This window comes from Burkholderia pyrrocinia, from assembly GCF_001028665.1.
GTDB classification, from domain to species: Bacteria; Pseudomonadota; Gammaproteobacteria; order Burkholderiales; family Burkholderiaceae; genus Burkholderia; species Burkholderia pyrrocinia.
Map to the genome: position 1 here is coordinate 1,660,926 of NZ_CP011503.1, position 26,584 is coordinate 1,687,509.

The following is a 26,584-nucleotide window of genomic DNA, read 5'->3' on the forward strand; positions in this document are numbered from 1 at the left end:
TTCCGAATTCCGGTGGCCCGGGCGAAGCATGCCCGCCCACTGTCGGCCGTGCCGTCTCCCGTCGGGAGCGGGATCGACGGCAACAAAAAACGGTTCAACGGCCCTCCAGGCCCCCTTTACGACGGTGTCCCCATGAACGACCACCAGCAGCCGCTCACCGCGGTGCCCGCCGCACAAGGTCTGTACGACCCGCAAAACGAACACGACGCCTGCGGCGTCGGCTTCGTCGCTCACATCAAGGGCAAGAAGAGCCACGAGATCATCCAGCAGGGTCTGAAGATCCTCGAGAACCTCGATCACCGCGGCGCAGTCGGTGCCGATCCGCTGATGGGCGACGGCGCGGGCATCCTGATCCAGATTCCGGACGCGTTCTATCGCGAGGAAATGTCGAAGCAGGGCGTGATGCTGCCGCCCGCCGGCGAATACGGGGTCGGGATGATCTTTCTGCCGAAGGAAAACGCATCGCGTCTCGCGTGCGAGCAGGAGCTCGAACGCACGGTGAAGGCCGAAGGCCAGGTCGTGCTCGGCTGGCGCGACGTGCCGGTCGATCATGCGATGCCGATTTCGCCGACCGTGAAGGCGAGCGAGCCGCTGATCCGCCAGATCTTCATCGGCCGCGGCAAGGACATCATGGTGACGGACGCGCTCGAGCGGAAGCTGTACGTGATCCGCAAGACGGCGAGCCACCGCATCCAGGCGCTGAAGCTCAAGCACGGCAAGGAATACTTCGTGCCGTCGATGTCGGCGCGCACGGTCGTCTACAAGGGGCTGCTGCTCGCGGGCCAGGTCGGCGTGTATTACCGCGACCTGCAGGACGCGCGCGTCGTGTCGGCGCTCGCGCTCGTGCACCAGCGCTTCTCGACCAACACGTTCCCGGCGTGGGAACTGGCTCACCCGTACCGGATGATCGCGCACAACGGCGAGATCAACACCGTGAAGGGCAACGTGAACTGGCTGAACGCGCGTACCGGCGCGATCGCGTCGCACGTGCTCGCCGACGACCTGCCGAAGCTGTGGCCGCTGATCTACCCGGGCCAGTCGGACACCGCATCGTTCGACAACTGTCTCGAGCTGCTGGTGATGGCCGGCTACCCGCTCGTGCACGCGGTGATGATGATGATCCCGGAAGCGTGGGAGCAGCACACGCTGATGGACGAGAACCGCCGCGCGTTCTACGAATACCACGCCGCGATGATGGAGCCGTGGGACGGCCCCGCGGCAATCGCGTTCACCGACGGCCGCCAGATCGGCGCGACGCTCGACCGTAACGGCCTGCGCCCGGCGCGCTACATCGTCACGGACGACGACCTCGTCATCATGGCGTCGGAAGCCGGCACGCTGCCGATTCCCGAATCGAAGATCGTCAAGAAGTGGCGCCTGCAGCCGGGCAAGATGTTCCTGATCGACATGGAACACGGCCGCATCATCGACGACAAGGAACTGAAGGACAACCTCGCGAACGCGAAGCCGTACAAGAGCTGGATCGACGCGGTGCGCATCAAGCTCGACGAGATCGAGCCGAAGGCCGAGGACGTCGCGGCCGGCCGCACGCAGGGCGCCGCGCTGCTCGACCGCCAGCAGGCGTTCGGCTATACGCAGGAAGACCTGAAGTTCCTGATGGCGCCGATGGCGCAGCAGGGCGAAGAGGCCGTCGGTTCGATGGGCAACGACTCGCCGCTCGCGGTGATGTCGAACAAGAACAAGACGCTCTATCACTACTTCAAGCAGCTGTTCGCGCAGGTCACGAACCCGCCGATCGACCCGATCCGCGAGAACATGGTCATGTCGCTCGTGTCGTTCATCGGCCCGAAGCCGAACCTGCTCGACACGAACAACATCAACCCGCCGATGCGTCTCGAAGTGTCGCAGCCGGTGCTCGACTTCAAGGACATCGCGAAGATCCGCGCGATCGACCAGTACACGGGCGGCAAGTTCAGCGCGTACGAACTGAACATCTGCTACCCGGTCGCGTGGGGCAAGGAAGGCATCGAGGCGCGCCTCGCGTCGCTGTGCGCGGAAGCCGTCGACGCGGTGAAGTCGGGCTACAACATGCTGATCGTGTCGGACCGCAAGACGGATGCCGAGCACGTCGCGATTCCGGCGCTGCTCGCCACGTCGGCGATCCACACGCACCTCGTCCAGCAAGGGCTGCGCACGAGCACAGGCCTCGTCGTCGAGACGGGCTCCGCGCGTGAAACGCACCACTTCGCGCTGCTCGCGGGCTACGGCGCGGAAGCCGTGCACCCGTACCTCGCGATGGAAACGCTCGCGAAGATGGCCGAAGGCCTGCCGGGCGACCTGTCGCCGGAGAAGGCCGTCTACAACTTCACGAAGGCGGTCGGCAAGGGCCTGCAGAAGGTGATGTCGAAGATGGGCATCTCGACGTACATGTCGTACACGGGTGCGCAGATCTTCGAAGCGCTCGGCCTGTCGAGCGACCTCGTCGAGAAGTACTTCAAGGGCACGGCGTCGAAGGTCGGCGGCATCGGCCTGTTCGAAGTCGCGGAAGAGGCGATCCGCCTGCACCGCGACGCGTTCGGCGACAGCCCGGTCCTGCGCGACATGCTCGACGCGGGCGGCGAGTACGCGTACCGCGTGCGCGGCGAAGACCACATGTGGACGCCGGATTCGATCGCGAAGCTGCAGCACGCGACGCGCAGCAACTCGTACCAGACGTACAAGGAATACGCGCACCTGATCAACGACCAGACCAAGCGTCACATGACGTTCCGCGGCCTGTTCGAGTTCAAGGTCGAGCCGACCAAGGCGATCCCGATCGACGACGTCGAATCGGCGAAGGACATCGTCAAGCGCTTCGCGACGGGCGCGATGTCGCTCGGTTCGATCAGCACCGAAGCGCACGCGACGCTCGCGATCGCGATGAACCGGATCGGCGGCAAGTCGAACACCGGCGAAGGCGGCGAGGACGAAAAGCGCTATCGCAACGAGCTGCGCGGCATTCCGATCAAGGCCGGCGAGACGCTGAAGTCGGTGATCGGCGACGAAATCGTCAGCGACATTGCGCTGAAGGACGGCGATTCGCTGCGCTCGAAGATCAAGCAGGTCGCGTCGGGCCGCTTCGGCGTCACCGCCGAGTACCTCGCTTCGGCCGACCAGATCCAGATCAAGATGGCGCAGGGTGCGAAGCCGGGCGAAGGCGGCCAGTTGCCGGGCCACAAGGTGTCCGAGTACATCGGCAAGCTGCGTTATTCGGTGCCGGGCGTCGGCCTGATCTCGCCGCCGCCGCACCACGACATCTACTCGATCGAGGATCTGGCGCAGCTGATCCACGACCTGAAGAACGTGAACCCGAGCTCGAGCATCTCGGTGAAGCTGGTGTCGGAAGTGGGCGTCGGCACGGTCGCGGCCGGTGTCGCGAAGGCGAAGGCCGATCACGTCGTGATCGCCGGCCATGACGGCGGCACGGGCGCATCGCCGCTGTCGTCGGTCAAGCACGCAGGCACGCCGTGGGAACTCGGCCTTGCCGAAACGCAGCAGACGCTGGTGCTGAACCGCCTGCGCGGCCGTATCCGCGTGCAGGCCGACGGCCAGATGAAGACGGGCCGCGACGTCGTGATCGGCGCGCTGCTCGGCGCGGACGAATTCGGCTTCGCAACGGCGCCGCTCGTCGTCGAAGGCTGCATCATGATGCGCAAGTGCCACCTGAACACGTGCCCGGTCGGCGTCGCGACGCAGGATCCGGTGCTGCGTGCGAAGTTCCAGGGCCAGCCCGAGCACGTCGTGAACTACTTCTTCTTCGTCGCCGAGGAAGTGCGCGAGATCATGGCGCAGCTCGGCGTCGCGAAGTTCGACGACCTGATCGGCCGCGCCGACCTGCTCGATACGCGCAAGGGCATCGAGCACTGGAAGGCGAAGGGCCTCGACTTCTCGCGTGTGTTCTACCAGCCGGAAGAGTGCGAGGACGTCGCGCCGCGCCACGTCGACGTGCAGGATCACGGCCTCGAGCGCGCGCTCGACCACGTGCTGATCGAGAAGGCGAAGGCCGCGATCGAGAACGGCGAGCATGTGTCGTTCATCCAGCCGGTGCGCAACGTGAACCGTACGGTCGGCGCGATGCTGTCGGGCGTGATCGCGAAGAAGCACGGCCATGACGGCCTGGCGGACGACGCGGTGCACATCCAGCTGAAGGGCACGGCCGGCCAGAGCTTCGGCGCGTTCCTCGCGAAGGGCGTGACGCTCGACCTCGTCGGCGACGGCAACGACTACGTCGGCAAGGGCCTGTCGGGCGGCCGGATCATCATCCGACCGACCAACGACTTCCGCGGCAAGTCCGAGGAAAACATCATCTGCGGCAACACGGTGATGTACGGCGCGATCGAAGGCGAATCGTTCTTCCGCGGCGTCGCGGGCGAGCGCTTCTGCGTGCGCAACTCGGGCGCGACGGCGGTCGTCGAAGGCACGGGCGACCACGGCTGCGAATACATGACGGGCGGCACGGTCGTCGTGCTCGGCGAGACGGGGCGCAACTTCGCGGCCGGCATGTCGGGCGGCCTCGCGTACATCTACGATCCGGAAGGCACGTTCGCGGCGAAGTGCAACAAGTCGATGGTCGCGCTCGAGCCGGTGCTGCAGCAGGCCGAGCAGGAGCGCACGGTCGATCGCGCACTCTGGCACGCGAACACGACGGACGAAGCGCTGCTCAAGGGGCTCATTGAGCGTCATTTCCAGTTCACGGGTTCGCCGCGCGCGAAGTCGCTGCTGGAAAACTGGGACGCGGCGCGCCGCCAGTTCGTGAAGGTGTTCCCGCACGAATACAAGCGCGCGCTGGGCGAGATCGGTGCGAAGAAGGCGGCGAAGGAAGTGCTGGCCGCCTGAGCGACGAACGACATAGCGAATGCCGCGCGCGCATGATTGCCGCGCGCGGCTCCCCCACCCGATACACGGAACAGAAGAGCACCTTATGGGCAAGGCAACCGGTTTTCTGGAGTTCGAACGCCGCCACGAGGCGTACGAAGCACCGCTCACGCGCGTGAAGCACTACAAGGAATTCGTCGCGGCGCTGACCGACGCGGACGCGAAGGTCCAGGGCGCGCGCTGCATGGATTGCGGCATCCCGTTCTGCAACAACGGCTGCCCGGTCAACAACATCATCCCGGACTTCAACGATCTCGTTTACCGCCAGGACTGGCAGCAGGCGATCGAAGTCCTGCACTCGACCAACAACTTCCCGGAATTCACGGGCCGCATCTGCCCGGCGCCGTGCGAGGCCGCGTGCACGCTCGGGATCAACGACGACCCGGTCGGCATCAAGTCGATCGAGCACGCGATCATCGACAAGGCCTGGGCGGAGGGCTGGGTGAAGCCGCTGCCGGCCGAGCACAAGACGGGCAAGAAGGTCGCGGTCGTCGGTTCGGGCCCCGCGGGCCTCGCCGCCGCGCAGCAGCTCGCGCGCGCGGGCCACGACGTGACGGTGTTCGAGAAGAACGACCGGGTCGGCGGCCTGCTGCGTTACGGGATCCCCGACTTCAAGCTCGAGAAGTGGCTGATCGACCGCCGCATGCGCCAGATGGAAGCGGAGGGCGTGACGTTCCGCACCAGCGTGTTCATCGGCAAGGATCCGCTGCCCGAGTCGATCGGCAGCCTCGCGAAGGAAATCATCTCGCCGGACACGCTGAAGGAAGAATTCGACGCGGTCGTGATCGCCGGTGGCTCGGAAACGCCGCGCGATTTGCCGGTGCCGGGCCGCGAGCTCGCGGGCGTCCATTTCGCGATGGACTTCCTGCCGCAGCAGAACCGCGTGAACGCGGGCGACAAGCTCGTCGACCAGTTGCTCGCGAAGGGCAAGCACGTGATCGTGATCGGCGGCGGCGATACGGGTTCGGACTGCGTCGGCACGTCGAACCGTCACGGCGCGAAGCAGGTCACGCAGTTCGAGCTGCTGCCGCAGCCGCCGGAAGAGGAACACAAGCCGCTCGTGTGGCCGTACTGGCCGATCAAGCTGCGCACGTCGTCGTCGCATGAGGAAGGTTGCGAGCGCGACTGGGCGGTCGCGACGAAGCGTCTCGAAGGCAAGAACGGCAAGGTCGAGAAGCTGATCGCGGTGCGCGTCGAGTGGAAGGACGGCAAGATGCAGGAAGTGCCGGGCTCCGAATTCGAGATGAAGGCCGATCTCGTGCTGCTCGCGATGGGCTTCACGCAGCCGGCAGCGCCCGTGCTCGACGCGTTCGGCGTCGCGAAGGATGCGCGCGGTAATGCGCGCGCGGCGACCGAAGGCGATCGTTCGTACTACACGTCGGTCGACAAGGTGTTTGCGGCGGGCGACATGCGCCGTGGCCAGTCGCTGGTGGTGTGGGCGATCCGCGAAGGCCGCCAGTGCGCACGCTCGGTCGATGCGTACCTGATGGGGCATACGGAACTGCCGCGCTGAGCTGAATAGCGCGAGCGGGTTTCGGTGAGAGCCGGGCGTCCGAAAGGGCGCCCGGTTTTTTTTGTGGCTGGCGCGCGCCGATGCCCTTCAGCCAGCCGGTACTGCGCGTTCCGCGACGCCGTCGATCCGGCCGCGTCGCTGCGCTGGCTCTCGCCATTTGCACGAAGCGTCGCCTAATCTGATCACATTCGCCAGTGATTTTCCGTCATTTCGTTTCCTTTCGTTTTGTAATAATCGTTGAAAACTGTCATATCATGTCGCCCCTCGGGCCGCATTTGCGGTGGCTGCATGTGACCGACCCTATTTACAAGGACTCTGGATGGAAGCACTCCTGCATGGGCTGATCGACACCGTCAACGGCGTGTTGTGGAACTACGTGCTGATTGCGCTGCTGCTCGGCGCCGGTGCGTGGTTCACGTTGCGGTTCCGGATGATCCAGTTGAAGGCGCTGTTCCTCAGCATGAAACTGGTCGGCAGCAAGGGCGAGCCGGGCAGCATCTCGTCGTTCCAGGCGTTCGCGACCGGGCTCGCGAGCCGTGTCGGCACCGGCAACATTGCGGGCGTCGCGGTCGCGCTGACGGTCGGCGGGCCGGGCGCGATCTTCTGGATGTGGATGACGGCGCTCGTCGGGATGTCGTCGGCGTTCGTCGAGGCGACACTCGCACAGATCTTCAAGGTCTCGCACCCGGACGGCAGCTATCGCGGCGGCCCCGCGTACTACATCCAGACGGGCCTGCGTTCGCGCGCCTTCGGCGTGCTGTTTTCGCTGTCGCTGATCCTCGCGTTCGGCTTCGTGTTCAACGCGGTGCAGGCCAACGCGATCGCCGACGCGTTCCATACGTCGTTCGGCTGGAGCCGCGAGACGGTCGGCCTCGGTCTCGTGCTGCTGAGCGCGCCGATCATCTTCGGCGGCATCCGCCGCATCGCGACGGTCGCGCAGGTGATCGTGCCGCTGATGGCGATCGGCTATCTCGCGCTCGCGGTCTACGCAGTCGCGACGCACATCGCATTGGTGCCGGGCGTGATCGCACTGATCGTGAAGAGCGCGTTCGGCCTCGAGCAGGCGGCGGGCGGCCTGACGGGCTATGCGGTCAGCCAGGCGATCGCGATCGGCGTGAAGCGCGGACTGTTCTCGAACGAGGCCGGGATGGGCAGCGCGCCGAACGCGGCCGCGACCGCGAGCACGCGGCATCCCGTCACGCAGGGGCTGATCCAGATGCTCGGCGTGTTCGTCGACACGATCGTGATCTGCAGCGCGACCGCGTTCGTGATCCTGCTGTCGGGCCAGTACGAACTCGGCACCGGCATGGAAGGCGCGGCGCTCACGCAGCGCGCGATCTCGAGCCATGTCGGCGACTGGGGCGGTATCTACATGGCCGTCGCGATCTTCTTCCTCGCGTTCTCGTCGGTGATCGGCAACTACGCATATGCGGAAGGCAACGTCGAATTCATCACGAAGCGGCGCGGCGTGCTGCCGCTGTTCCGCGTCGCGGTGCTCGGGATGGTGATGTTCGGCAGCGTCGGGCAACTGCCGCTCGTGTGGGCGATGGCCGATACGAGCATGGGGCTGATGGCGATCATCAACCTGATCGCGATCCTCGCGCTCGGCAAGTATGCGCACGCCGCATGGGCCGACTATCGCCGCCAGCGCGCGGCAGGCATCGCCGATCCGGTGTTCACGCGCAACACGATTCCGGAACTCGCGCGCGTGCTGCCGGCCGACGTGTGGGGCGAGCACGGCCCGCTGCCGCAGCGTCCCGCTTCGGCCGACACGGCGAGCGCGCCGCGTGCCGCGGTGAGCGGATCATGAACGGCGACCGGCTCCGTGCCTTCGTCGCGCTGGTGCCCGATGCGGCTTCGCGCGACGCGCTGCACGCGTTGCCGGTCACCCGCGGTGCGCGGCGCACGCAGCCCGCGCACCTGCACATGACGCTCGCGTTCATCGGGGCGATCGAACGGGAGCGTTGCGACGCGCTGGCCGCGCACCTGCCCGCGCTCGCAGCCGCGCATGCGCTGCCGTTGCTGCCGGTCGAGCGGATCGCGTGGTGGCCGAGCCTGCCGCGCGCGAGGCTGATCGTCGCGGAACTCGAGGCAGATCCCGCCTGCGTCGCGCTGAATGCCGGGCTGGCAACGCTGCTGCGCGGACTCGGCGTGCCGATCGACCGGCGGCCGTTCCGGCCGCACGTGACGCTCGCGCGGCTGCCGCGCGACGCGGTCGGACAGCCCGCGCACGGCGGCGCGCCCGGGCGGCCGGTCGTGCTGCGCATCGAGGCGCTGACGCTGTTCGAAAGCCGGCTGTCGCACGAGGGCGTGTCGCACCGACCGATCGTATCGGCGCCGATCGCATGGACGGAAGGCCGGGCGGCGCGGTGAGCGGCGCTCGCGATGCATGGCGATGGCCGCGCGCTGCGCGTATCGCGCCAGCGCATCCCGTCGACGGTGTTGCCCGGCGGCGCCGAGCCTACCGGCCGTAGCGTGCGAGCGTCAGGCCCGACAGGTCGATCTCCGGCTCGCGTCCGGTAACGAGATCGGCGACCACCTTTCCCGAACCCATCGACATTGCCCAGCCGGTCGAGCCGTGGCCGACGTTGAGCCAGAGCCCGTCGATCCCGCTCGCGCCGAGCAGCGGCGGCCCATCGGGCGTCATTGGCCGGCGGCCGATCCAGAAGCGTGCCGATGCGCGATCGGCCGCGTGCGGGAACCAGTCGTCGAGCACCTTCATCAGTGTATCGAGCGCCTGCTGCCGCAGCGCCGCGTGCCGGTTGCCGAGCTCCGCGGTGCCCGCGACGCGCAGCGACGGGCCGAAGCGCGTGATCGCCGTCTTCAGCGATTCGTCCATCAGCGCGGCGCGCGGCGCCTTTTCATCGTCGACGACCGCGAGCGTCGCCGAGTAGCCTTTCACCGGATACAGCGGCACGTCGATGCCGTGCGGCCGCAGCAGGCCGGCGCTGTCGACGCCGAGCGCGACGACGATCGCGTCGGCGGCGAGCGGTGCGTCGCTTCGTGCGGCGGCGCCTTCTTCGACCGATTCGACCCGCACGCCGCGTACCTTGCCGCCCGCGACGTCGAGCGCGCGGATCGCGGTGCGAAAACGGAACGTCACGCCGTTCGCTTCGCACAGTGCACGCAGTTCGCGCGTGAAGCGTGCGCAGTCGCCGGCTTCGTCGTCGGGCAGGTAGATGCCGCCGACGGGCGCCTGCCGTGCCCAGCGCAGGCCCGGCTCGATCGCCGTGCAGCCGGCCGCATCGAGTTCGCGAAACGCGATGCCGGCGTCGCGCAGCACCTTCAGCGCGGGCTGCACCATCTCGACGTCGAATGTGCCGCGCAACAGTTGCAGGTAGCCGCGGCTCGCGCCGTAGTCGAACGGATAACGGTCGCGAAACGCATGCAGGCACGCGCGGCTGTAATACGCGATGCGCTGCATCCGCTGCTTGTTCACGCGGAACCGCTCGAACTCGCATTCGCGCAGCCAGCGCGCGATCCAGCGCCACTGCGCGGCGTCGAGCGTCGGCCGGAAGATCAGCGGCGATGCGGGCTTGAACAGGTACTTGAGGATCTTGCCGGGCATCCCCGGCGCGGCCCACGGCGTCACGTAGCCGGGCGCGATCACGCCCGCGTTGCCGAGGCTCGTCGCCTGCGCGACATCGGCCTCGCGTTCGATCACGGTGACGTCGCAGCCTGCTTCGCGCAGGTGCCACGCGGTGGTGACGCCGATCACGCCGGCGCCGAGAACGATCACGTGCATGCGGTGTCCGGAACGAAGAGGGCGCTCACGACGCGACGGCCGGATCGTCGACGAGCGACTTGCCGCGCGTTTCCGGCAGCACGAGCGCGGCGACGATCACGAGCAGGTAGCCGCCGCCCGCGACGAGGCCGATCGCCTTCACGAGCGACATCGACTGCGACAGCGAGCCGACGAGTATCGGGAAGAACGATCCGATCCCGCGGCCGAGGTTGTAGCAGAAGCCCTGGCCCGAGCCGCGGATCGCGCCCGGATACAGCTCCGACAGATACGCGCCGACGCCCGCGAAGATCCCCTGCACGACGATGCCGAGCGGGAAGCCGAGCAGCAGCATCGCGGTATCGGTGATCGGCAGCATCGTGTATGCCATGCCGAGCGAGAACGAGCCGATCGCGAACAGGATGAACGACGCGCGGCGGCCGAGCCGGTCGGACAGGATCGCACCGACCACGTAGCCGACGAACGAGCCGACGATCAGCACGACGAGATAACCGCTCGTGTTGAACACGGACAGGTGGCGGACGGTTTTCAGGTAGGTGGGCAGCCACGTCGTGATCGCGTAGTAGCCGCCGAGCATCCCGGTGCACAGCGCGCTGCCGAACAGCGTCGCGCGCAGGTGCGGCGGCGAGAAGATCTCGAGGAAGTGGCCCGATATGCGGCCGTCGTCGCGCGCGCGGCGCGTGGCCGTGTAGATGTCGGGATCGCTGACGTTGCGGCGGATGTACAGGATCCACAGCGCGGGCACGATGCCGATCCAGAAGCACGCGCGCCACGCGACCTGCTCGGGCAGCAGCGCGAAGAACGCCCAGTACAGGATCGCGGCCGCGGCCCAGCCGAACGACCAGCTGCTTTGCACGGTGCCGACGGCCTTCGCGCGATGCTCGGGCGAGCGGATCGTCTCGGCCATCATGATCGTCACGACCGACCATTCGCCGCCGAAACCGAAGCCCTGCAGCGTGCGCGTCGCGAGCAACTGCCAGAACGAATGCGTGAAACCGGACAGGCACGTGAACAGCGCGAACGTCGCGATCGTCCACTGCAGCACGCGCACGCGGCCGTAGCGGTCGGCGAGGATGCCGGCGACCCAGCCGCCGACTGCCGACGAGATCAGCGAACTCGTCGCGATCATCCCGGCCTCGCTCTTCGTCATCCCCCACGTGGCGATCAGCGTCGGGATCAGGAACGAGTAGATCATGAAGTCGAACGCATCGACCGCGTAGCCGCCGAATCCGGCGTAGAGCGTCTTGCGCTCGCGCGACGACAATTCGTTGAACCACTGGAATGCCTGCATGCGTGCCGCCCCCTGTTGTCTCGTATCGCGCTGCCGCGTGGCGGTTATTTTACGGTCGCGACGCGGCCGGCCAAAAAGGCCGATGCAGGTTCGTGCGGGAAAACGGGTACGCGGGAAGGAGCGGGCGATGCCGCGTCAGAGCGTCAGGCCGCCGTCGACATGGATGACCTGGCCGGTGATCTGCCGCGCCGCGTCCGACAGCAGGAAGGCGATCAATGCGGCGACGTCGTCGGGTTCGGCGATCCGGCCGAGCGGTGTCGCCTGTTCGGCCTGCGCCCATGCGGCGGCGTTGCCGGCGCTCGGCCCGTGATCCTTGCGCGTGAAGCCGGGCGCGACCGCGTTGACGGTGATGCCGCGCGCGGCGAATTCGGCGGCCGCGGTGCGCATCAACGATTCGAGCGCGGCTTTCGCGGCGGCGGTGGCCGCGAACGGCGCGTCGGCGCGGTAACGATGCGCGACGAACGAACTGACCGCGACGATCCGCGGCGCGGCCGACGCTTCGAGCAGTGGTCGCGCGCGGCCCGCGAGTGCGGAGAACGCGCCGGGCATCGCCGCGAAGGCGGACGCGAGCGCATCCGCGGAAAGGTCGGAAAAGGCCTGCCGCGCGGCGAAGCCGGCATTCGCGACGAGCTGGTCGAGCCCGCCGAAGCGCGTGGCGGTTGCATCGACGAGCGCGGCGGCGACGCCCGGCTCGGCGAGATCGCCGGTGAGCGTGATGCACTCCGCGCCGGCCGCCGCGCAGGCGTGCTCGACGTCGGCGAGCCGGGCCCGCGCCGCGTCGTCCGCGCCGCGCGCGTGCAGCGCCAGCGCGATGCCGGGCGCCGCGAGCCGCCGCGCGAGCGCCGCGCCGATCCCCGAGCCTGCGCCGGTGATCAGCGCGATCCGCACGATGTGCGCGGCGCGTGCGTTCACGCGGCGACCTTGTCGCTGTCGTATACGCGCTCGACGTTGATCGTGCCGACGTGGAACGCGGCCAGCGACTCGCGGTGCGCGATGCTGACGATCGCGGCCTTCGGCAGCCGTTCGGCGAACAGGTGGTAGAGGCGTGCCTCGTTGTCGGTGTCGAGCGCGCTGGTGGCTTCGTCGAGGAACAGGAAGTCGGGCTTGTGCAGCAGCACGCGTGCGCCGGCCAGACGCTGCTGCTCGCCCGGCGACAGCACGCGCGTCCAGTGCGCGGTTTCGCCGAGGCGCTCGACGTAATCCTCGAGGCGGCATGCGCGCAGCGCGTCGCGGCACGCGTCGTCGCTGAACGTGTCGGGCGTCGCCGGATAGGTGAGCGCGGCCTTCAGCGTGCCGATCGGCAAATAGCTCGTCTGCGGCACGAACATCATCCGCGCGCCGACCGGCGCGTCGATCGCGCCGTCGCCGAACGGCCACAGCCCCGCGAGCGCACGCATGAACGTGCTCTTGCCGGAACCCGACTTGCCGATCACGAGCCAGCGCGAACCCGGCTCGATCGTGACGTTGCCGATGTTCGCGAGCGCATTGCCGTTCGGCAGCGCGAGCTTGAGCGACGACGTCGACAGCTTCGCCGCATCGACGTAGTGCAGGTTGATGCCGCCGTGCTCGGTCGCGGGCGACAGGCTTTCCTTCAGGTGCGACGTGCCCATCACGCGCTTGAACTCGCGCAGACGGTTGACGGTGGCGCGCCATTCGACGAGGGTCGAGTAGCTGTTGATGAACCACGAGAACGAATCGCTGACGGTGCCGAACGCGGACGAGATCTGCATCAGCACGCCGAACGAGAACGCGCCCGCGAAATAGCGCGGCGCGGCGACGACGAGCGGGAAGATGATCGCGATCTGCCCGTAGAAGCTCAGCACGAACGTGAGCCGCTTCGTGTACTTCATCACGCGCCACCAGTTGTCGCGGATGCGCATGAAGAGGGTTTGCGCGTTGCCGGTCTCGGTTTTCTCGCCGTCGTAGAACGCGATCTGCTCGGCGTTCTCGCGCACGCGGATCAGCCCGAAGCGGAAGTCGGCCTCGACGCGCTGCTGCTGGTAGTTGATCGACACGAGCGGATGGCCGACCTTCTGGATGATCAGCGAGCCGATCACCGCGTACAGGGCGGCCGCCCACACCATGTAGCCGGGAATCGAGATCGGCGTGGCGCCGAGCGTGAACGTCAGCGCACCGGCGAGCGACCACAGGATCGTGATGAACGACACGAGCGTGACGACCGTCGACAGCAGGTCGAGCGACAGCGCGAGCGTCGTGGTCGCGAACGACTGGAGGTCGTCGGTGATCCGCTGGTCGGGGTTGTCCGCGAGGCGGTCACGTTCGATCCGGTAGAACGCGCGATCGCCGAGCCACTGGCCGAGAAAACGGTCGGTCAGCCACTGGCGCCAGCGGAAGCCGAGCATCTGCCGCAGGTAGCGGCCGTACACGGCGAGGATGATGAAGCCGAACGCGAGCGCGGAGAACTGCATCAGCAGGTTCGGGAAGTCGTGGACGTCCTTCGACTGCAGCGCGTTGTAGAACTCGGCGTTCCACTTGTTCAGCCGGACGTTGATCCAGACCACGCAGAGGTTGATCGCGATGATCGTGACCAGCAGGCCCCACGCGAATTTCCATTCGGACGATACCCAGTAGGGCTTGATGAGGCTCCATGCGGATACCGGGCGCTCGTCCTGCGGCGCGTCGGAGGCGGCGGAGCGGACGGGATCGATCGATTGGGTCATGTGCTTCCTGATGAGTAGCCGGCGCGCGGGCCGGGCGAAACCGGGCGCGCGCCGCGATACGGCATGCCGGGGCGCGGCGCCGACTGACGGCGGGTGTCCGGATGGTCGCCCGCGCGTCTTAAACGGCACTTAAGGGCCGGCGGTGACGCGGCAACCGGCCGCTCGTGCGGCCGGCCTGCGGGCATTGTGCCAGAGCGGCGCAGCGCGACGGCGAATTTGCCGCAAGGGGGACAGTTTGCGGCGCTTTCCGCTTTTATGGTCTAATGGCCGACGACGAAACAGGGGTGCTTCGTGCGTGGCCGGCAGATGTTCCAGGCGGCGCGGCGAGGCTGAGAAAGACCCTTCGCACCCGATCCGGGTAATACCGGCGAGGGAAGTTTCTGATCCCGCCGGGCCGCGCTGGCTGCCATCCCACATGGTCAGCGCCCGAGTCCCGCCCGGCCGGCCTTTGCTGCCGGTTTCGTCCTTTTGGGTACGCGCATTGCGCGTTACGGAAGGAATGATGACCGCACAATCTTCAGTCTTTTGCATGGCCCCCGGCCCGAGGTCGCGTGCGTTCGCACGGGACGGCGGGTGCGCGTCGACGTTCGTCGTGCGCGCCCGCGCGGTTCGCGAGGAGGGTGCGCGATGAACGTTCAGGATTCACGGCCGGATTTCGCGGTGCTCGGCGGCGGCCTCGTCGGCCGCCTGATCGCATGGCGGCTCGCGGGCGACGGGCATCGCGTCGCACTCTATGAGCGCGGCGGCCCGGACGGCGAGCAGTCGGCTGCGTGGGTGGCGGCCGCGATGCTCGCGCCGCTCGCGGAAGCGGCGAGCGCGGAGCTGCTGATCACCGAGCTCGGCGCCGCGTCGCTCGCGCGCTGGCCGCAATGGCTCGCCGAACTGCCCGAACCCGTGTTCTTCCAGCATCACGGCACGCTCGTCGTCTGGCATCACGCGGACCGTGCGGAGGCGCCGCTGTTCGAGCGGCGGGTGCGCGCGAACGCGCCGGCCGACCTGTTCGACGGCGGTTTCGTCACGCTCGCCGGCGCGCAGGTCGATGCGGCCGAGCCCGCGCTCGCGGGCCGCTTCGCGCGCGGGCTGCTGCTGCCGCGCGAAGGCCAGCTCGACAACCGCCAGGCGCTGCGCGCGCTCGCGGCGGGCCTCGCCGAACGCAGCGTCGACCTGCACTGGCACGTCGCGATCGACGATGCGAACCTGCCCGACGCCCATTTCACGATCGATTGCCGAGGGCTCGGCGCGAAATCCGCGCTGCCCACGCTGCGCGGCATCCGCGGCGAAGTCGCGCGCGTGCATGCGCCCGGCATCGGGCTCACGCGGCCCGTGCGGCTGCTGCATCCGCGCTATCCGCTGTACATCGCGCCGAAGCAGGACGATCTTTACGTGATCGGCGCGACCGAGGTGGAGGGCGAGGACATGTCGCCCGTCAGCGTGCGCTCCGCGCTCGAACTGCTGAGCGCGGCGTTCTCCGTGCATCCGGCGTTCGGCGAGGCGCGCATCCTCGAACTCAATGCGCAGTGCCGGCCGACGCTGCCCGATCATCGCCCGGCGGTGATCTGGGACGGCGCGTCGACGCTCGCCGTCAACGGCCTGTACCGGCACGGCTTCATGATCGCGCCGGAAGTCGCGCACGCGGCGGTCGCGCTCGCCGAAGCCGCGCTCGGCGGCGCGTTCGGCGATGCCGACGCGTTCGCCGCGTGGCGCGACGCCGCGCGCTGGCCGACGCTCCTTCATCACCGCAACGACGCGCGCCAGCCGGCCTGACGCGCGCCGCCGACCGAATCCGACCAAGCCTCATGGATATCCAGATCAACCAACAGACCCTGACGCTGCCCGACGGCGCGACGGTGGCCGACGCGCTCGCCGCGTACGGCGCGCGTCCGCCGTACGCGGTCGCGCTGAACGGCAACTTCGTCGCGCGCACGCAGCATGCGGCGCGCGCGCTCGCGGCGGGCGACAAGCTCGACGTCGTGCACCCCGTCGCGGGCGGCTGAGCGCCGCCGGTTCGTCCCCGCACTTCCAGGAAAACGACATGACGTCCCTCACATCCGCCGACGCGCTGACGCTGTATGGCGAAACCTTCGCGAGCCGCGTGCTGCTCGGCACGTCGCGCTATCCGTCGCTGCAGTCGCTGTCCGATTCGATCGCCGCGTCGCGGCCGGGGATGGTGACGGTCGCGCTGCGCCGCCAGATGACGGGCGGCACGGCCGAAGCCGGCTTCTTCGACCTGCTCAAGCGCCACGCGGTGCCGCTGCTGCCGAACACGGCCGGCTGCCAGACCGTCGCCGAGGCCGTGACGACCGCGCACATGGCGCGCGAGGTGTTCGGCACCGACTGGATCAAGCTCGAGCTGATCGGCGACGACTACACGCTGCAGCCCGACCCGGTCGGGCTGATCGAGGCCGCCGCGCAACTGGTGAAGGACGGTTTCAAGGTGCTGCCGTACTGCACCGAGGATCTCGTGATCGGCCGGCGCCTGCTCGACGTCGGCTGCGAGGCGCTGATGCCGTGGGGCGCGCCGATCGGCACGGGCAAGGGCGTCGTGAACCCGTACGGCTTGCGCGTACTGCGCGAGCGGCTGCCCGACGTGCCGCTGATCGTCGACGCGGGGCTCGGCGTGCCGTCGCACGCGTGCCAGGTGATGGAGTGGGGCTTCGACGGCGTGCTGCTGAACACGGCCGTGTCGCAGGCCACGCACCCCGAGATCATGGCGCGCGCCTTTGCGCAGGGCGTCGAGGCCGGCCGCGCCGCGTATCTCGCCGGGCCGATGGACGCGCGCGAGACCGCGCACGCGAGCACGCCGGTCGTCGGGATGCCGTTCTGGCACCAGGACGGGGGCGGCGCATGAGCGCGCGCTTCGCCGATACATTCTGGCCGCCGGCCGACGAACTGGCCGAAGCGGCCGAACGGATCCGCGCACGGCTCGGCGACTGGCCGGGCGCTGCGACGCCGTGGCGGCTCTGCATGGTGGCGCCCGACGCGCCGGCCGTCGGCGACGTGCTGATCGTGTCGACCGGCGACCGCACCGCGCAGGCGCGCGCGTCGGCCGCATCGCGGCCGGCGTCGCCGGATGCGGTCGCGATCGAATTCGACGAGCAGGGCGCGGTGCTGCACGCGGCGGGTGCGCGCTACGCGCTCGACGCCGCGCATCCGCTCGCGGACGACTGGATCGCGGCGCTTGCCGCATTTCTCGATTGCGGTTTCGCGCCGGTCGACGCGCTGGTGCTCGCGCTGGCGTGGCGTGACGGCGACGAAACGCGCGCGGCGGACGCGTGGCCGGTCGACGCCGCACGGTTCCCGCGCGTCGCCGGGCTGCCGGCCGCGCCCGAGCCCGCGTTCGCGCCATGCCCCGCGCAACTCGGCCTTTATCCGGTCGTGCCGGATGCCGAATGGGTCGAACGCGTGCTCGATTGCGGCGTGCGGACCGTGCAATTGCGCGTGAAAGGCGCGACGCCGGACGCGTTGCGCCGGGACATCGCCCGTGCGGTCGCGGCCGGGCGCCGTTATCCCGATGTACGCGTGTTCATCAACGATCACTGGCAGATCGCTGCAGATGAAGGCGCGTACGGCGTTCATCTGGGCCAGGAGGATCTCGGAACGGCCGATCTGGCCGCGATCGCGCGCGCGGGCCTGCGGCTCGGACTGTCGAGCCATGGTTATTACGAAATGTTGCGGGCGCTGCACGAGCGCCCGAGCTATCTCGCGCTCGGCCCCGTGTACGCGACCGCGACCAAGGCCGTCGCCGCACCGCCGCAGGGCCTTGCACGGATTGCCCGCTACGCGCGCTTTGCGGGCGCGCGGGCGCCGCTCGTCGCGATCGGCGGGGTGGGGCTCGACACGCTGCCGGACGTGCTGGCGACGGGCGTCGGCAGCGTCGCGGTGGTCAGTGCTGTCACAGGCGCAGCCGACTATCGGACTGCGCTTATTGCGCTGCAGCAATGTTTTCCCGGACAATTTGACAATCATTGACCGCAGGGCCCGGAACGGCGTCACGACATCATTCCAATGCAGGCCCTATAATTCGGCGTTCTGCGTAAAAGGACTGCCAGCTCCGTGAGCCCCACTCCTACCGAGACCCTGCTGGAACTTCGCGACGTCGACTTTGGCTACGGCGACCGCCTCGTCCTGTCCAACCTGAACCTGCGCTTCGGGCGCGGGCAGGTCGTCGCGGTCATGGGCGGCTCGGGTTGCGGCAAGACGACCGTGCTGCGCCTGATCGGCGGCCTCGTGCGTGCGCGCCGCGGCCAGGTGCTGTTCGACGGCGCCGATGTCGGCGCGCAAACGCGCGACGGCCTGTATGCGCTGCGCCGCAAGATGGGCATGCTGTTCCAGTTCGGCGCGTTGTTCACCGACATGTCGGTGTTCGAGAACGTTGCGTTCGCGCTGCGCGAGCACACCGACCTGCCCGAAGACCTGATCCGCGACCTCGTGCTGATGAAGCTCAACGCGGTCGGCCTGCGCGGCGCGCGCGACCTGATGCCGTCCGAGGTGTCGGGCGGGATGGCACGCCGCATCGCGCTGGCGCGCGCGATCGCGCTCGATCCGCAGCTCATCATGTACGACGAGCCGTTCGCGGGCCTCGATCCGATCTCGCTCGGCATTACCGCGAACCTGATCCGCACGCTGAACCAGGCGCTTGGCGCGACGTCGATTCTCGTCACGCACGACGTGCCGGAATCGTTCGCGATCGCCGACTACGTGTACTTTCTGGCCAACGGCGGCGTGCTCGCGCAGGGCACGCCCGACGAGCTGCGCGCGTCGACCGACCCGAGCGTGCGGCAGTTCATCGACGGCGCGCCGGACGGCCCGTTCAAATTTCATTACACGAGCCCGCCGCTCGCAGCGGATTTCGGGCTCGGCGGAGGGCGCGCATGATCAGCGCGATCGGACGTTACGTCATCGGCGGCCTCGAGCGCACGGGCTACGGCACGCGCCTGTTCGTGCGCCTCGTGCTGGAATTCTTCCCGCTGCTGCGCCGGCCGCGGCTTGTCACGAAGCAGATCCACTTCCTCGGCAACTATTCGTTCGTGATCATTGCCGTGTCGGGGCTGTTCGTCGGTTTCGTGCTCGGCCTGCAGGGGTATTACACGCTGAACCGCTACGGGTCCGAGCAGGCGCTCGGCCTGCTGGTCGCGTTGTCGCTCGTGCGCGAACTTGGGCCTGTTGTCACCGCGCTGCTGTTCGCGGGACGTGCGGGCACGTCGCTCACGGCCGAGATCGGCCTGATGAAGGCCGGCGAGCAGCTCACCGCGCTCGAGATGATGGCGGTCGACCCGATCAAGACGGTGATCGCGCCGCGCATGTGGGCCGGCATCATCGCGATGCCGCTGCTGGCCGCGATCTTCAGCGCGGTCGGCGTGCTCGGCGGCTATATCGTCGGCGTCATACTGATCGGCGTCGATCCGGGCGCGTTCTGGTCGCAGATGCAGGGCGGGGTCCAGGTCTGGGCCGACGTCGGCAACGGCGTGCTGAAGAGCATCGTGTTCGGGTTCGCCGTGACCTTCATTGCGCTGTTTCAGGGGTATGAAGCGAAGCCCACGCCCGAGGGCGTGTCGCGCGCGACCACCAAGACGGTCGTGTTCGCGTCGCTCGCCGTACTCGGCCTCGATTTCCTGCTGACTGCGCTGATGTTCAGCTAAGCCTCAGCCAAGCCATATTTTGGGATGACGATGAAAAAGACTGCTCTCGACTTCTGGGTCGGCCTGTTCGTGGTGGTGGGCTTCCTTGCGGTGCTGTTCCTGGCGCTGAAGGTCGGCAACATGAGCTCGCTGTCGTTTCAGCCGACCTATGCGGTGAGGATGAAATTCGACAATATCGGCGGGCTGAAGCCGCGCGCGGCCGTGAAGAGCGCCGGCGTCGTGGTCGGCCGCGTGAAGTCGATCGGCTTCGACACGAACACCTACCAGGCGCTCGTGACGATCGATGTCGACGGCCAGTATCAGTTTCCGAAGGATTCGTCGGCGAAGATCCTGACGTCGGGCCTGCTGGGCGAGCAATATATCGGCCTCGATCCGGGCGGCGACACCGAAATGCTGAAGGCAGGCGACACGATCACGATGACGCAGTCGGCGATCGTGCTCGAGAACCTGATCGGCCAGTTCCTGTACAGCAAGGCCGCCGATGCGGGCGGCGCGAAGCCGGCATCCGGCGCGTCGGCCGCGCCCGCACCGGTGGCGGTGCCGGCGTCCGCCGTGTCCACCGCGTCCGGTTCGGCTGCCCAATAACCACACGAGAGAATACAAGAGGGGAATGACCATGCAGACGATCCGCATCAGGCACGCCGCGCTCGCGGTGGCGGCAGTCGCCGCGTTGAGCGGCTGCGCGACCGTGCAGACGCCGACCAAGGGCGATCCGCTCGAAGGCTTCAACCGGACGATGTACAAGTTCAACGACACGGTCGACACGTACGCGCTGAAACCGGTCGCGCAGGGTTACCAGAAGGTCGTGCCGCAGCCGGTGCGCGACAGCGTGACGAACTTCTTCTCGAACATCGGCGACGTCTACGTCGCGGCGAACAACCTCGTGCAGTTGCGGATCGCGGACGGCGTCGGCGACATCATGCGCGTCGTGATCAACACGGTGTTCGGCGTCGGCGGCCTGTTCGACGTCGCGACGATCGCGAAGCTGCCGAAACACACGGCCGACTTCGGGGTCACGATGGGCCGCTACGGCGTGCCGTCGGGCCCGTATCTCGTGCTGCCGCTGCTCGGCCCGAGCACGGTGCGCGACACGGCCGGCCTCGGTGTCGACTACGTCGGCAACCCGCTGACCTATGTGAAGCCGGACGGCCTGAGCTGGGGCCTGTTCGGCGTGAATCTCGTCAACACGCGCTCGAACCTGCTCGGCGCGGGCGACGTGCTGGATGCCGCGGCGCTCGACAAGTATTCGTTCGTGCGCAACGCGTACCTGCAGCGCCGCCAGATGCTGATCGACAACGCGCGCGGCGAGGCAGGCTCGACGGCGAGCAACGATGCGCTGCCGAAGTACGACCTGCCGGACGACGGCGCGGCACCGGCGGCAGCGGGCGCGGCAGCACCGGCGGGCGCATCGGGCGCGGCAGTGGCTGCGCCGGCGTCGGGCACGGCCGTTTCGCCGAACCCGGCCAGCGAAACGAACGTGCCGCCGATGCAGGTGGCGCCGCCGTCGCCGGGCGGGTTCCGCTTCCCGAGCATCCGGCTGCACTGACGGATTTACATTCGTTACAGCCGGAAACGATTCAGTCGGTAGCGCACGCGAACTTGCGCGTAAGCTACCGTCTCCAACCTTCGCATCGACTCATTCATGCAGGCCACTATGATGAAAAAACTGTTCCTGATCCCCGTTTTCGCGGCGCTGTTCTCGTTCGGCAGCGCAGCTCACGCGCAAGTCGACCAGTCGAACCCGCAGGCGCTGATCAAGACGGCGACGCAGCAGGTGCTCGACGAAGTCAAGGCGCAGACGATCAAGCAGGGCGACACCAACCGCATCATTACGATCGTCAACAAGGACATCCTGCCGTACACCGATTTCCGCCGCACCACGCAGCTCGCGATGGGCCGCAACTGGCGCACGGCGACGGCCGAGCAGCAGCAGCAGATTCAGGAGCAGTTCAAGCTGCTGCTGATCCGCACGTATTCGGGTGCGCTCGCGCAACTGAAGCCGGACCAGCAGATCCAGTACCCGCCGTTCCGCGCGGATCCGGCCGATACCGATGTCGTGGTCAAGACGGTCGCGATGAACAACGGCCAGCCGGTCCAGATCGATTACCGCCTGTACAAGTCGGCGAGCGGCTGGAAGGTGTATGACCTGAACGTGCTCGGCGCGTGGCTGATCCAGACGTACCAGCAGCAGTTCAACGAGAAGATCCAGCAAAGCGGCGTGGACGGCCTGATCCAGTTCCTGACGCAGCGCAACCAGCAACTTGCCGCCGGCAAGCAAGCGTCGTGAGCGGCTTCGAAGCCGGCTCCTCGCTGACCGTCGCGAGCGCGAAGTCCGCGCTCGCGGACGGTCTTGCGCGCGTCGACGCGGGTGCGACCGCCGTCGATTGCGCGGCGCTGACGCAGTTCGACTCGTCCGCGCTCGCCGTGCTGCTCGCATGGCAACGTGCCGCCAAATCGCGCGGCGCGACCCTCGACATCCTCAATCTCCCCCCGAAGCTCGCCAGCCTCGCGCGCGCCTATGGCGTCGACGCGCTCATCGACGGCACCGGGCGACATTGACCCTGTCCGACCGGAGCCCGCCGCGCCAGCCGGCGCGCGCGAGCTTCAGGCCGTGCGCTTTCTGCGCCGGCTCCACCAGCCGGTTTGCCCTATAATCAAGCGTTTTGCGGGGCAGCCAATCGGCGTCCGGCCCCCATTTTCTTTCGCAGCAAGCACAGAATAGGCGTCGCGGCCGTTGCGTCGCGCACAGTCATGTCAGCCATAGAAATCCGTCACGTCAAGAAGCGCTACAAGTCGCTTCAGGCGCTCAAGGGCGTCAGCCTGTCGGTCGAGGAAGGCGAGTTTTTCGGTCTGCTCGGCCCCAACGGCGCAGGCAAGACCACGCTCATCAGTATCCTCGCCGGGTTGGCCCGGGCCGACGAAGGCAGTATCTCGGTGCGCGGCCACGACGTGGTCAAGGACTTCCGTGGTGCGCGCCGCGCACTCGGTGTCGTGCCGCAGGAACTCGTGTTCGACCCGTTCTTCACCGTTCGCGAGACGCTGCGGATCCAGTCCGGCTATTTCGGGCTGCGCCGCAACGACGACTGGATCGATGAAGTGATGGCCAATCTCGACCTTACCGAGAAGGCCGACGCGAACATGCGCGCGCTGTCGGGCGGGATGAAGCGCCGCGTGCTGGTCGCGCAGGCGCTCGTGCACCGGCCGCCGGTGATCGTGCTCGACGAGCCGACCGCCGGCGTCGACGTCGAATTGCGCCAGACGCTGTGGAAATTCATCTCGCGCCTGAACCGCGAGGGCCACACGATCGTGCTGACCACCCATTACCTCGAGGAAGCCGAGTCGCTGTGCGACCGCATCGCGATGCTGCGCCGTGGCGAAGTGGTCGCGCTCGACCGCACCGACGCGCTGCTGCGCCGCTTCGCGGGGCTGCAGCTCTACCTGCGCCTGGCGACCGGCGCGCTGCCGGCCGAACTGCGCGGGCTGGAAACCGACCCGGCCGCGCGCGCGCCGGGCGAGCACCTGCTGCGCCTCACGAGCTATGACGATGTCGAACGCATCCTCGCGCAGTGCCGCGCGGCGGGCTGCACGTTCGACGAGATCGAGGTCCGCAAGGCCGACCTCGAGGATGTGTTCGTCCAGGTGATGAACGGGGCCGAGGTGATCGAGGGTCTGGCATGAAACAAGAACCCCCACGCTCTCTGCGTTCGCTGCCCCCCGAGGGGGCGCCCGGCACTCTTGGGGCGGCCCGGCGAGTGCCGGGAAGCGGTTTTCGAACGCTGTTCTACAAGGAACTGCTGCGCTTCTGGAAGGTGTCGTTCCAGACGGTATGCGCGCCGATCGTGACGGCGCTGCTGTATCTGACGATCTTCGGCCACGCGCTGTCGGGCCGCGTCGAGGTGTATCCGGGCGTCGAGTACGTGAGCTTTCTCGTGCCGGGCCTCGTGATGATGAGCGTGCTGCAGAACGCGTTCGCGAACAGCTCGTCGTCGCTGATCCAGTCGAAGATCACCGGCAACCTGGTGTTCATGCTGCTGCCGCCGCTGTCGTACCGCGACATCTTCGGCGCATACGTGCTTGCGTCCGTCGTGCGCGGGCTCGCGGTCGGCGCGGGCGTGTTCGTCGTGACGATCTGGTTTATCCCGATGCACTTCGCGGCGCCGCTCTTCATCATTGCGTTCGCGCTGCTCGGCTCGGCGATCCTCGGCACGCTCGGCCTGATCGCCGGGATCTGGGCCGAGAAATTCGACCAGCTCGCCGCGTTCCAGAACTTCCTGATCATGCCGCTGACGTTCCTGTCCGGCGTGTTCTATTCGACGCACTCGCTGCCGCCCGTGTGGCGCGAGATCTCGCGTCTCAATCCGTTTTTCTACATGATCGACGGCTTCCGTTTCGGGTTCTTCGGCGCGTCCGACATCAACCCGTTCGCGAGCCTCGCGATCGTCGCCGGTTTCTTCGTGCTGCTCGCGATGGTCGCGATGCGGCTGCTCGCGACCGGCTACAAACTGCGTCATTGATATCGACAGGCAGCGGCCGCCCCGGGGCGGCGCATGCCGACAGGAGCCTTACACCATGTTGCCGACTCCCGAACAGGTCAAGCAATACATCGCCGGCGGTCTCGCCTGCACGCATCTGGAAGTCGAAGGCGACGGCCAGCATTTCTTCGCGACGATCGTGTCGGCGGCCTTCGAGGGCAAGCGGCCGATCCAGCGGCACCAGCTCGTCTATGCGGCGCTCGGCGATCGCATGAAACAGGAAATTCACGCGCTCAGCATGAAGACGCTGACGCCCGCCGAATGGCAGAACGCATAACCGGAAATCACTGAGTGCAAGTCACCGTCAACGAGCGCGACGCCGTCCAGAGCGTCGCCACGGCACACCCGGCCGCCAACGGGGAATTGCAGGGACATGGGATGGACAAGCTCGCGATCGAAGGCGGCCGCCGCCTGTCCGGCGAGATCGTCGTGTCGGGCGCGAAGAACGCCGCGTTGCCGATCCTGTGCGCGGGGTTGCTCACCGCCGATCCGGTCGAGCTCGACAACGTGCCGAACCTCAAGGACGTGCGCACCACGCTGAAGGTGCTGAACCAGATGGGCGTAAAGAGCGAGACCGACGGCTGCCGCGTGCAGCTCGACGCGTCGCGCGTCGACAACCTCGTGGCGCCGTACGAGCTCGTGAAGACGATGCGCGCGTCGATCCTCGTGCTCGGGCCGCTGCTCGCGCGCTTCGGCGAGGCGAAGGTGTCGCTGCCGGGCGGCTGCGCGATCGGCGCGCGCCCGGTCGACCAGCACATCAAGGGCCTGCAGGCGATGGGCGCCGAGATCAGCATTGAGCACGGCTTCATCGAAGCGCGCGCGAAGCGCCTGAAGGGCGCGCGCATCGTGACCGACATGATCACGGTGACGGGGACGGAAAACCTGCTGATGGCCGCGACGCTCGCGGACGGCGAGACGGTGATCGAGAACGCGGCCCGCGAACCCGAGGTGAGCGATCTCGCGCACTTGCTGGTCGAGATGGGCGCGAAAATCGACGGCATCGGCACCGATCGCCTCGTGATCCAGGGTGTCGAGCGGCTGCACGGCGCGCGCCATTCGGTGATCCCCGACCGCATCGAGGCCGGCACGTTCCTGTGCGCGGTCGCGGCGGCGGGCGGCGACGTGATGCTGACGGGCGTACGCCCGCACATCCTCGACGCGGTGATCGACAAGCTGCGCGAAGCCGGCGTGTCGATCGAGGAAGGCGACAGCTGGCTGCGCGTGAAGATGGACCGCCGGCCGTCGGCGGTGACGATCCGCACGTCGGAATACCCGGCGTTCCCGACCGACATGCAGGCGCAGTTCATGGCCCTCAATACGGTCGCGACGGGCACCGCGCAGGTCGTCGAAACGATTTTCGAAAACCGCTTCATGCACGTGCAGGAGCTGAACCGGCTCGGCGCGAACATCACGATCGACGGCAACACGGCGCTCGTGACGGGCGTCGAGAAACTGTCGGGCGCGAACGTGATGGCGACCGACCTGCGTGCGTCGGCGAGCCTCGTGATCGCCGGGCTGCGTGCCGACGGCGAAACGCTCGTCGATCGCATCTACCACCTGGACCGCGGTTACGACCGCATGGAAGCCAAACTGACCGCCGTCGGCGCGAACGTGCGCCGCCTCTCCGGGAGCCAAGCATGAGCGTGCCGCTGACCCTCGCCCTGTCGAAGGGCCGGATTTTCGAGGAAACCCTGCCGCTGCTCGCCGCGGCCGGCATCCAGGTGGCCGAGGATCCGGAAACGTCGCGCAAGCTGATCCTGCCGACGACCGACCCGAACCTGCGCGTGATCATCGTGCGCGCGAGCGACGTGCCGACCTATGTCGAATACGGCGCGGCCGACTTCGGCGTGGCCGGCAAGGACGTGCTGGTCGAGCACGGCGGCTCGGGCCTGTACCAGCCGATCGACCTGAACATTGCGCGCTGCCGGATGTCGGTGGCCGTGCCGGCCGGCTTCGACTACGCGAACGCGGTGCGCCAGGGCGCGCGCCTGCGGGTCGCGACGAAGTACGTCGAAACGGCGCGCGAGCACTTCGCGGCGAAGGGCGTGCACGTCGACCTGATCAAGCTGTACGGCTCGATGGAACTTGCGCCGCTGGTCGGCCTGGCCGACGCGATCGTCGACCTCGTCAGCTCGGGCGGCACGCTGAAGGCGAACAATCTGGTCGAGGTCGAGGAGATCATGGCGATCTCGTCGCGCCTCGTCGTGAACCAGGCTGCGCTGAAGTTGAAGCGCGCGGCGCTCAAGCCGATCCTCGACGCGTTCGAACGAGCGTCGCAGAATGGCGGTTGAGCGCATCACCGTAACGGAAC

At 67.8% G+C, this 26,584-nt stretch carries 23 protein-coding genes and 1 riboswitch; of the genes, 19 read left to right on the plus strand and 4 right to left on the minus strand.

Features of this window, described 5'->3' with window-relative positions:
- Positions 1-132: 132 nt before the first annotated feature.
- The 4 genes from ABD05_RS07670 (at position 133) to thpR (ending at position 8,761) form a co-directional block, all read left to right on the plus strand.
- Positions 133-4,836: a glutamate synthase-related protein gene (locus ABD05_RS07670; protein WP_047899607.1), complete on the plus strand. Its 4,704-nt coding sequence runs from the start codon at positions 133-135 to the stop codon at positions 4,834-4,836.
- 85 nt (positions 4,837-4,921) lie between these two features.
- Positions 4,922-6,388, plus strand: coding sequence for a glutamate synthase subunit beta (locus ABD05_RS07675; RefSeq protein WP_047899608.1), 1,467 nt, complete (start codon positions 4,922-4,924; stop codon positions 6,386-6,388).
- 319 nt (positions 6,389-6,707) lie between these two features.
- On the plus strand, positions 6,708-8,198 hold the full coding sequence (locus tag ABD05_RS07680; RefSeq protein ID WP_047899609.1) for an alanine/glycine:cation symporter family protein: 1,491 nt from the start codon (positions 6,708-6,710) through the stop codon (positions 8,196-8,198).
- Positions 8,195-8,761 (plus strand): RNA 2',3'-cyclic phosphodiesterase, encoded by a 567-nt coding sequence (gene thpR / locus ABD05_RS07685; protein ID WP_047899610.1) that lies wholly within the window; start codon positions 8,195-8,197, stop codon positions 8,759-8,761. Before ABD05_RS07680 ends, thpR begins: the two co-directional genes overlap by 4 nt.
- Positions 8,762-8,849: 88 nt before the next feature.
- Here thpR and ABD05_RS07690 read toward each other — a convergent pair whose 3' ends face one another.
- From ABD05_RS07690 to ABD05_RS07705, 4 genes are all read right to left on the minus strand, one after another.
- Positions 8,850-10,133, minus strand: coding sequence for a D-amino acid dehydrogenase (locus ABD05_RS07690; protein WP_047899611.1), 1,284 nt, complete (start codon positions 10,131-10,133; stop codon positions 8,850-8,852).
- A gap of 25 nt (positions 10,134-10,158) precedes the next feature.
- The gene (locus ABD05_RS07695) at positions 10,159-11,421 is read right to left on the minus strand and encodes an MFS transporter (protein WP_047899612.1); all 1,263 of its coding nucleotides are present in this window, start codon (positions 11,419-11,421) and stop codon (positions 10,159-10,161) included.
- Between the two features lie 135 nt (positions 11,422-11,556).
- Positions 11,557-12,333 (minus strand): SDR family NAD(P)-dependent oxidoreductase, encoded by a 777-nt coding sequence (locus ABD05_RS07700; protein ID WP_047899613.1) that lies wholly within the window; start codon positions 12,331-12,333, stop codon positions 11,557-11,559.
- Positions 12,330-14,102: an ABC transporter ATP-binding protein/permease gene (locus ABD05_RS07705; protein ID WP_047899614.1), complete on the minus strand. Its 1,773-nt coding sequence runs from the start codon at positions 14,100-14,102 to the stop codon at positions 12,330-12,332. Before ABD05_RS07705 ends, ABD05_RS07700 begins: the two co-directional genes overlap by 4 nt.
- Before the next feature lie 270 nt (positions 14,103-14,372).
- Positions 14,373-14,495, plus strand: a riboswitch (TPP riboswitch).
- Positions 14,496-14,729: 234 nt separating this feature from the next.
- Between ABD05_RS07705 and ABD05_RS07710 the strand changes: the two genes are divergently transcribed.
- The 15 genes from ABD05_RS07710 (at position 14,730) to hisG (ending at position 26,564) form a co-directional block, all read left to right on the plus strand.
- Positions 14,730-15,866 (plus strand): FAD-dependent oxidoreductase, encoded by a 1,137-nt coding sequence (locus ABD05_RS07710; RefSeq protein WP_047899615.1) that lies wholly within the window; start codon positions 14,730-14,732, stop codon positions 15,864-15,866.
- Positions 15,867-15,898: 32 nt separating this feature from the next.
- Positions 15,899-16,096, plus strand: coding sequence for a sulfur carrier protein ThiS (gene thiS / locus ABD05_RS07715; RefSeq protein ID WP_027783340.1), 198 nt, complete (start codon positions 15,899-15,901; stop codon positions 16,094-16,096).
- 38 nt (positions 16,097-16,134) lie between these two features.
- Positions 16,135-16,950 carry a thiazole synthase gene (locus ABD05_RS07720; RefSeq protein ID WP_034183640.1) on the plus strand — a complete coding sequence of 272 codons (816 nt, stop codon included), beginning with the start codon at positions 16,135-16,137 and terminating at the stop codon, positions 16,948-16,950.
- Positions 16,947-18,071, plus strand: coding sequence for a thiamine phosphate synthase (gene thiE / locus ABD05_RS35415; RefSeq protein ID WP_047899616.1), 1,125 nt, complete (start codon positions 16,947-16,949; stop codon positions 18,069-18,071). Before ABD05_RS07720 ends, thiE begins: the two co-directional genes overlap by 4 nt.
- A gap of 84 nt (positions 18,072-18,155) precedes the next feature.
- A complete protein-coding gene (locus tag ABD05_RS07730; protein WP_006477138.1) occupies positions 18,156-18,977 on the plus strand; it encodes an ABC transporter ATP-binding protein in 822 nt (273 codons plus the stop codon).
- Positions 18,974-19,741, plus strand: coding sequence for a lipid asymmetry maintenance ABC transporter permease subunit MlaE (mlaE, locus tag ABD05_RS07735; protein ID WP_047899617.1), 768 nt, complete (start codon positions 18,974-18,976; stop codon positions 19,739-19,741). Before ABD05_RS07730 ends, mlaE begins: the two co-directional genes overlap by 4 nt.
- Before the next feature lie 24 nt (positions 19,742-19,765).
- The gene (gene mlaD, locus ABD05_RS07740) at positions 19,766-20,326 is read left to right on the plus strand and encodes an outer membrane lipid asymmetry maintenance protein MlaD (protein WP_047899618.1); all 561 of its coding nucleotides are present in this window, start codon (positions 19,766-19,768) and stop codon (positions 20,324-20,326) included.
- A 31-nt stretch (positions 20,327-20,357) separates the two neighbouring features.
- Positions 20,358-21,287: an MlaA family lipoprotein gene (locus ABD05_RS07745; RefSeq protein ID WP_047901119.1), complete on the plus strand. Its 930-nt coding sequence runs from the start codon at positions 20,358-20,360 to the stop codon at positions 21,285-21,287.
- Positions 21,288-21,398: 111 nt separating this feature from the next.
- Positions 21,399-22,028, plus strand: coding sequence for an MlaC/ttg2D family ABC transporter substrate-binding protein (locus ABD05_RS07750; protein WP_047901120.1), 630 nt, complete (start codon positions 21,399-21,401; stop codon positions 22,026-22,028).
- The gene (locus ABD05_RS07755) at positions 22,025-22,300 is read left to right on the plus strand and encodes an STAS domain-containing protein (protein WP_047899619.1); all 276 of its coding nucleotides are present in this window, start codon (positions 22,025-22,027) and stop codon (positions 22,298-22,300) included. Before ABD05_RS07750 ends, ABD05_RS07755 begins: the two co-directional genes overlap by 4 nt.
- Positions 22,301-22,492: 192 nt before the next feature.
- Positions 22,493-23,419 carry an ABC transporter ATP-binding protein gene (locus tag ABD05_RS07760; RefSeq protein ID WP_034189820.1) on the plus strand — a complete coding sequence of 309 codons (927 nt, stop codon included), beginning with the start codon at positions 22,493-22,495 and terminating at the stop codon, positions 23,417-23,419.
- Positions 23,416-24,255 carry an ABC transporter permease gene (locus tag ABD05_RS07765; RefSeq protein ID WP_235212542.1) on the plus strand — a complete coding sequence of 280 codons (840 nt, stop codon included), beginning with the start codon at positions 23,416-23,418 and terminating at the stop codon, positions 24,253-24,255. Before ABD05_RS07760 ends, ABD05_RS07765 begins: the two co-directional genes overlap by 4 nt.
- Before the next feature lie 55 nt (positions 24,256-24,310).
- A complete protein-coding gene (locus ABD05_RS07770; RefSeq protein WP_006477131.1) occupies positions 24,311-24,550 on the plus strand; it encodes a BolA family protein in 240 nt (79 codons plus the stop codon).
- A 14-nt stretch (positions 24,551-24,564) separates the two neighbouring features.
- A complete protein-coding gene (gene murA / locus ABD05_RS07775) occupies positions 24,565-25,914 on the plus strand; it encodes a UDP-N-acetylglucosamine 1-carboxyvinyltransferase (RefSeq protein ID WP_047899620.1) in 1,350 nt (449 codons plus the stop codon).
- Positions 25,911-26,564 (plus strand): ATP phosphoribosyltransferase, encoded by a 654-nt coding sequence (hisG, locus tag ABD05_RS07780; RefSeq protein ID WP_047899621.1) that lies wholly within the window; start codon positions 25,911-25,913, stop codon positions 26,562-26,564. Before murA ends, hisG begins: the two co-directional genes overlap by 4 nt.
- Positions 26,565-26,584 lie beyond the last annotated feature (20 nt).

Bases quoted from the DNA above. Each gene is read 5' to 3' on its own strand.
- ABD05_RS07670 (WP_047899607.1), top strand. From the start codon at position 133: ATGAACGACCACCAGCAGCCGCTCACCGCGGTGCCCGCCGCACAAGGT.
- ABD05_RS07675 (WP_047899608.1), top strand. From the start codon at position 4,922: ATGGGCAAGGCAACCGGTTTTCTGGAGTTCGAACGCCGCCACGAGGCG.
- ABD05_RS07680 (WP_047899609.1), top strand. From the start codon at position 6,708: ATGGAAGCACTCCTGCATGGGCTGATCGACACCGTCAACGGCGTGTTG.
- thpR (WP_047899610.1), top strand. From the start codon at position 8,195: ATGAACGGCGACCGGCTCCGTGCCTTCGTCGCGCTGGTGCCCGATGCG.
- ABD05_RS07690 (WP_047899611.1), bottom strand. From the start codon at position 10,133: ATGCACGTGATCGTTCTCGGCGCCGGCGTGATCGGCGTCACCACCGCG.
- ABD05_RS07695 (WP_047899612.1), bottom strand. From the start codon at position 11,421: ATGCAGGCATTCCAGTGGTTCAACGAATTGTCGTCGCGCGAGCGCAAG.
- ABD05_RS07705 (WP_047899614.1), bottom strand. From the start codon at position 14,102: ATGACCCAATCGATCGATCCCGTCCGCTCCGCCGCCTCCGACGCGCCG.
- ABD05_RS07710 (WP_047899615.1), top strand. From the start codon at position 14,730: ATGAACGTTCAGGATTCACGGCCGGATTTCGCGGTGCTCGGCGGCGGC.
- thiS (WP_027783340.1), top strand. From the start codon at position 15,899: ATGGATATCCAGATCAACCAACAGACCCTGACGCTGCCCGACGGCGCG.
- ABD05_RS07720 (WP_034183640.1), top strand. From the start codon at position 16,135: ATGACGTCCCTCACATCCGCCGACGCGCTGACGCTGTATGGCGAAACC.
- thiE (WP_047899616.1), top strand. From the start codon at position 16,947: ATGAGCGCGCGCTTCGCCGATACATTCTGGCCGCCGGCCGACGAACTG.
- mlaE (WP_047899617.1), top strand. From the start codon at position 18,974: ATGATCAGCGCGATCGGACGTTACGTCATCGGCGGCCTCGAGCGCACG.
- mlaD (WP_047899618.1), top strand. From the start codon at position 19,766: ATGACGATGAAAAAGACTGCTCTCGACTTCTGGGTCGGCCTGTTCGTG.
- ABD05_RS07745 (WP_047901119.1), top strand. From the start codon at position 20,358: ATGCAGACGATCCGCATCAGGCACGCCGCGCTCGCGGTGGCGGCAGTC.
- ABD05_RS07750 (WP_047901120.1), top strand. From the start codon at position 21,399: ATGAAAAAACTGTTCCTGATCCCCGTTTTCGCGGCGCTGTTCTCGTTC.
- ABD05_RS07760 (WP_034189820.1), top strand. From the start codon at position 22,493: ATGTCAGCCATAGAAATCCGTCACGTCAAGAAGCGCTACAAGTCGCTT.
- ABD05_RS07765 (WP_235212542.1), top strand. From the start codon at position 23,416: ATGAAACAAGAACCCCCACGCTCTCTGCGTTCGCTGCCCCCCGAGGGG.
- ABD05_RS07770 (WP_006477131.1), top strand. From the start codon at position 24,311: ATGTTGCCGACTCCCGAACAGGTCAAGCAATACATCGCCGGCGGTCTC.
- hisG (WP_047899621.1), top strand. From the start codon at position 25,911: ATGAGCGTGCCGCTGACCCTCGCCCTGTCGAAGGGCCGGATTTTCGAG.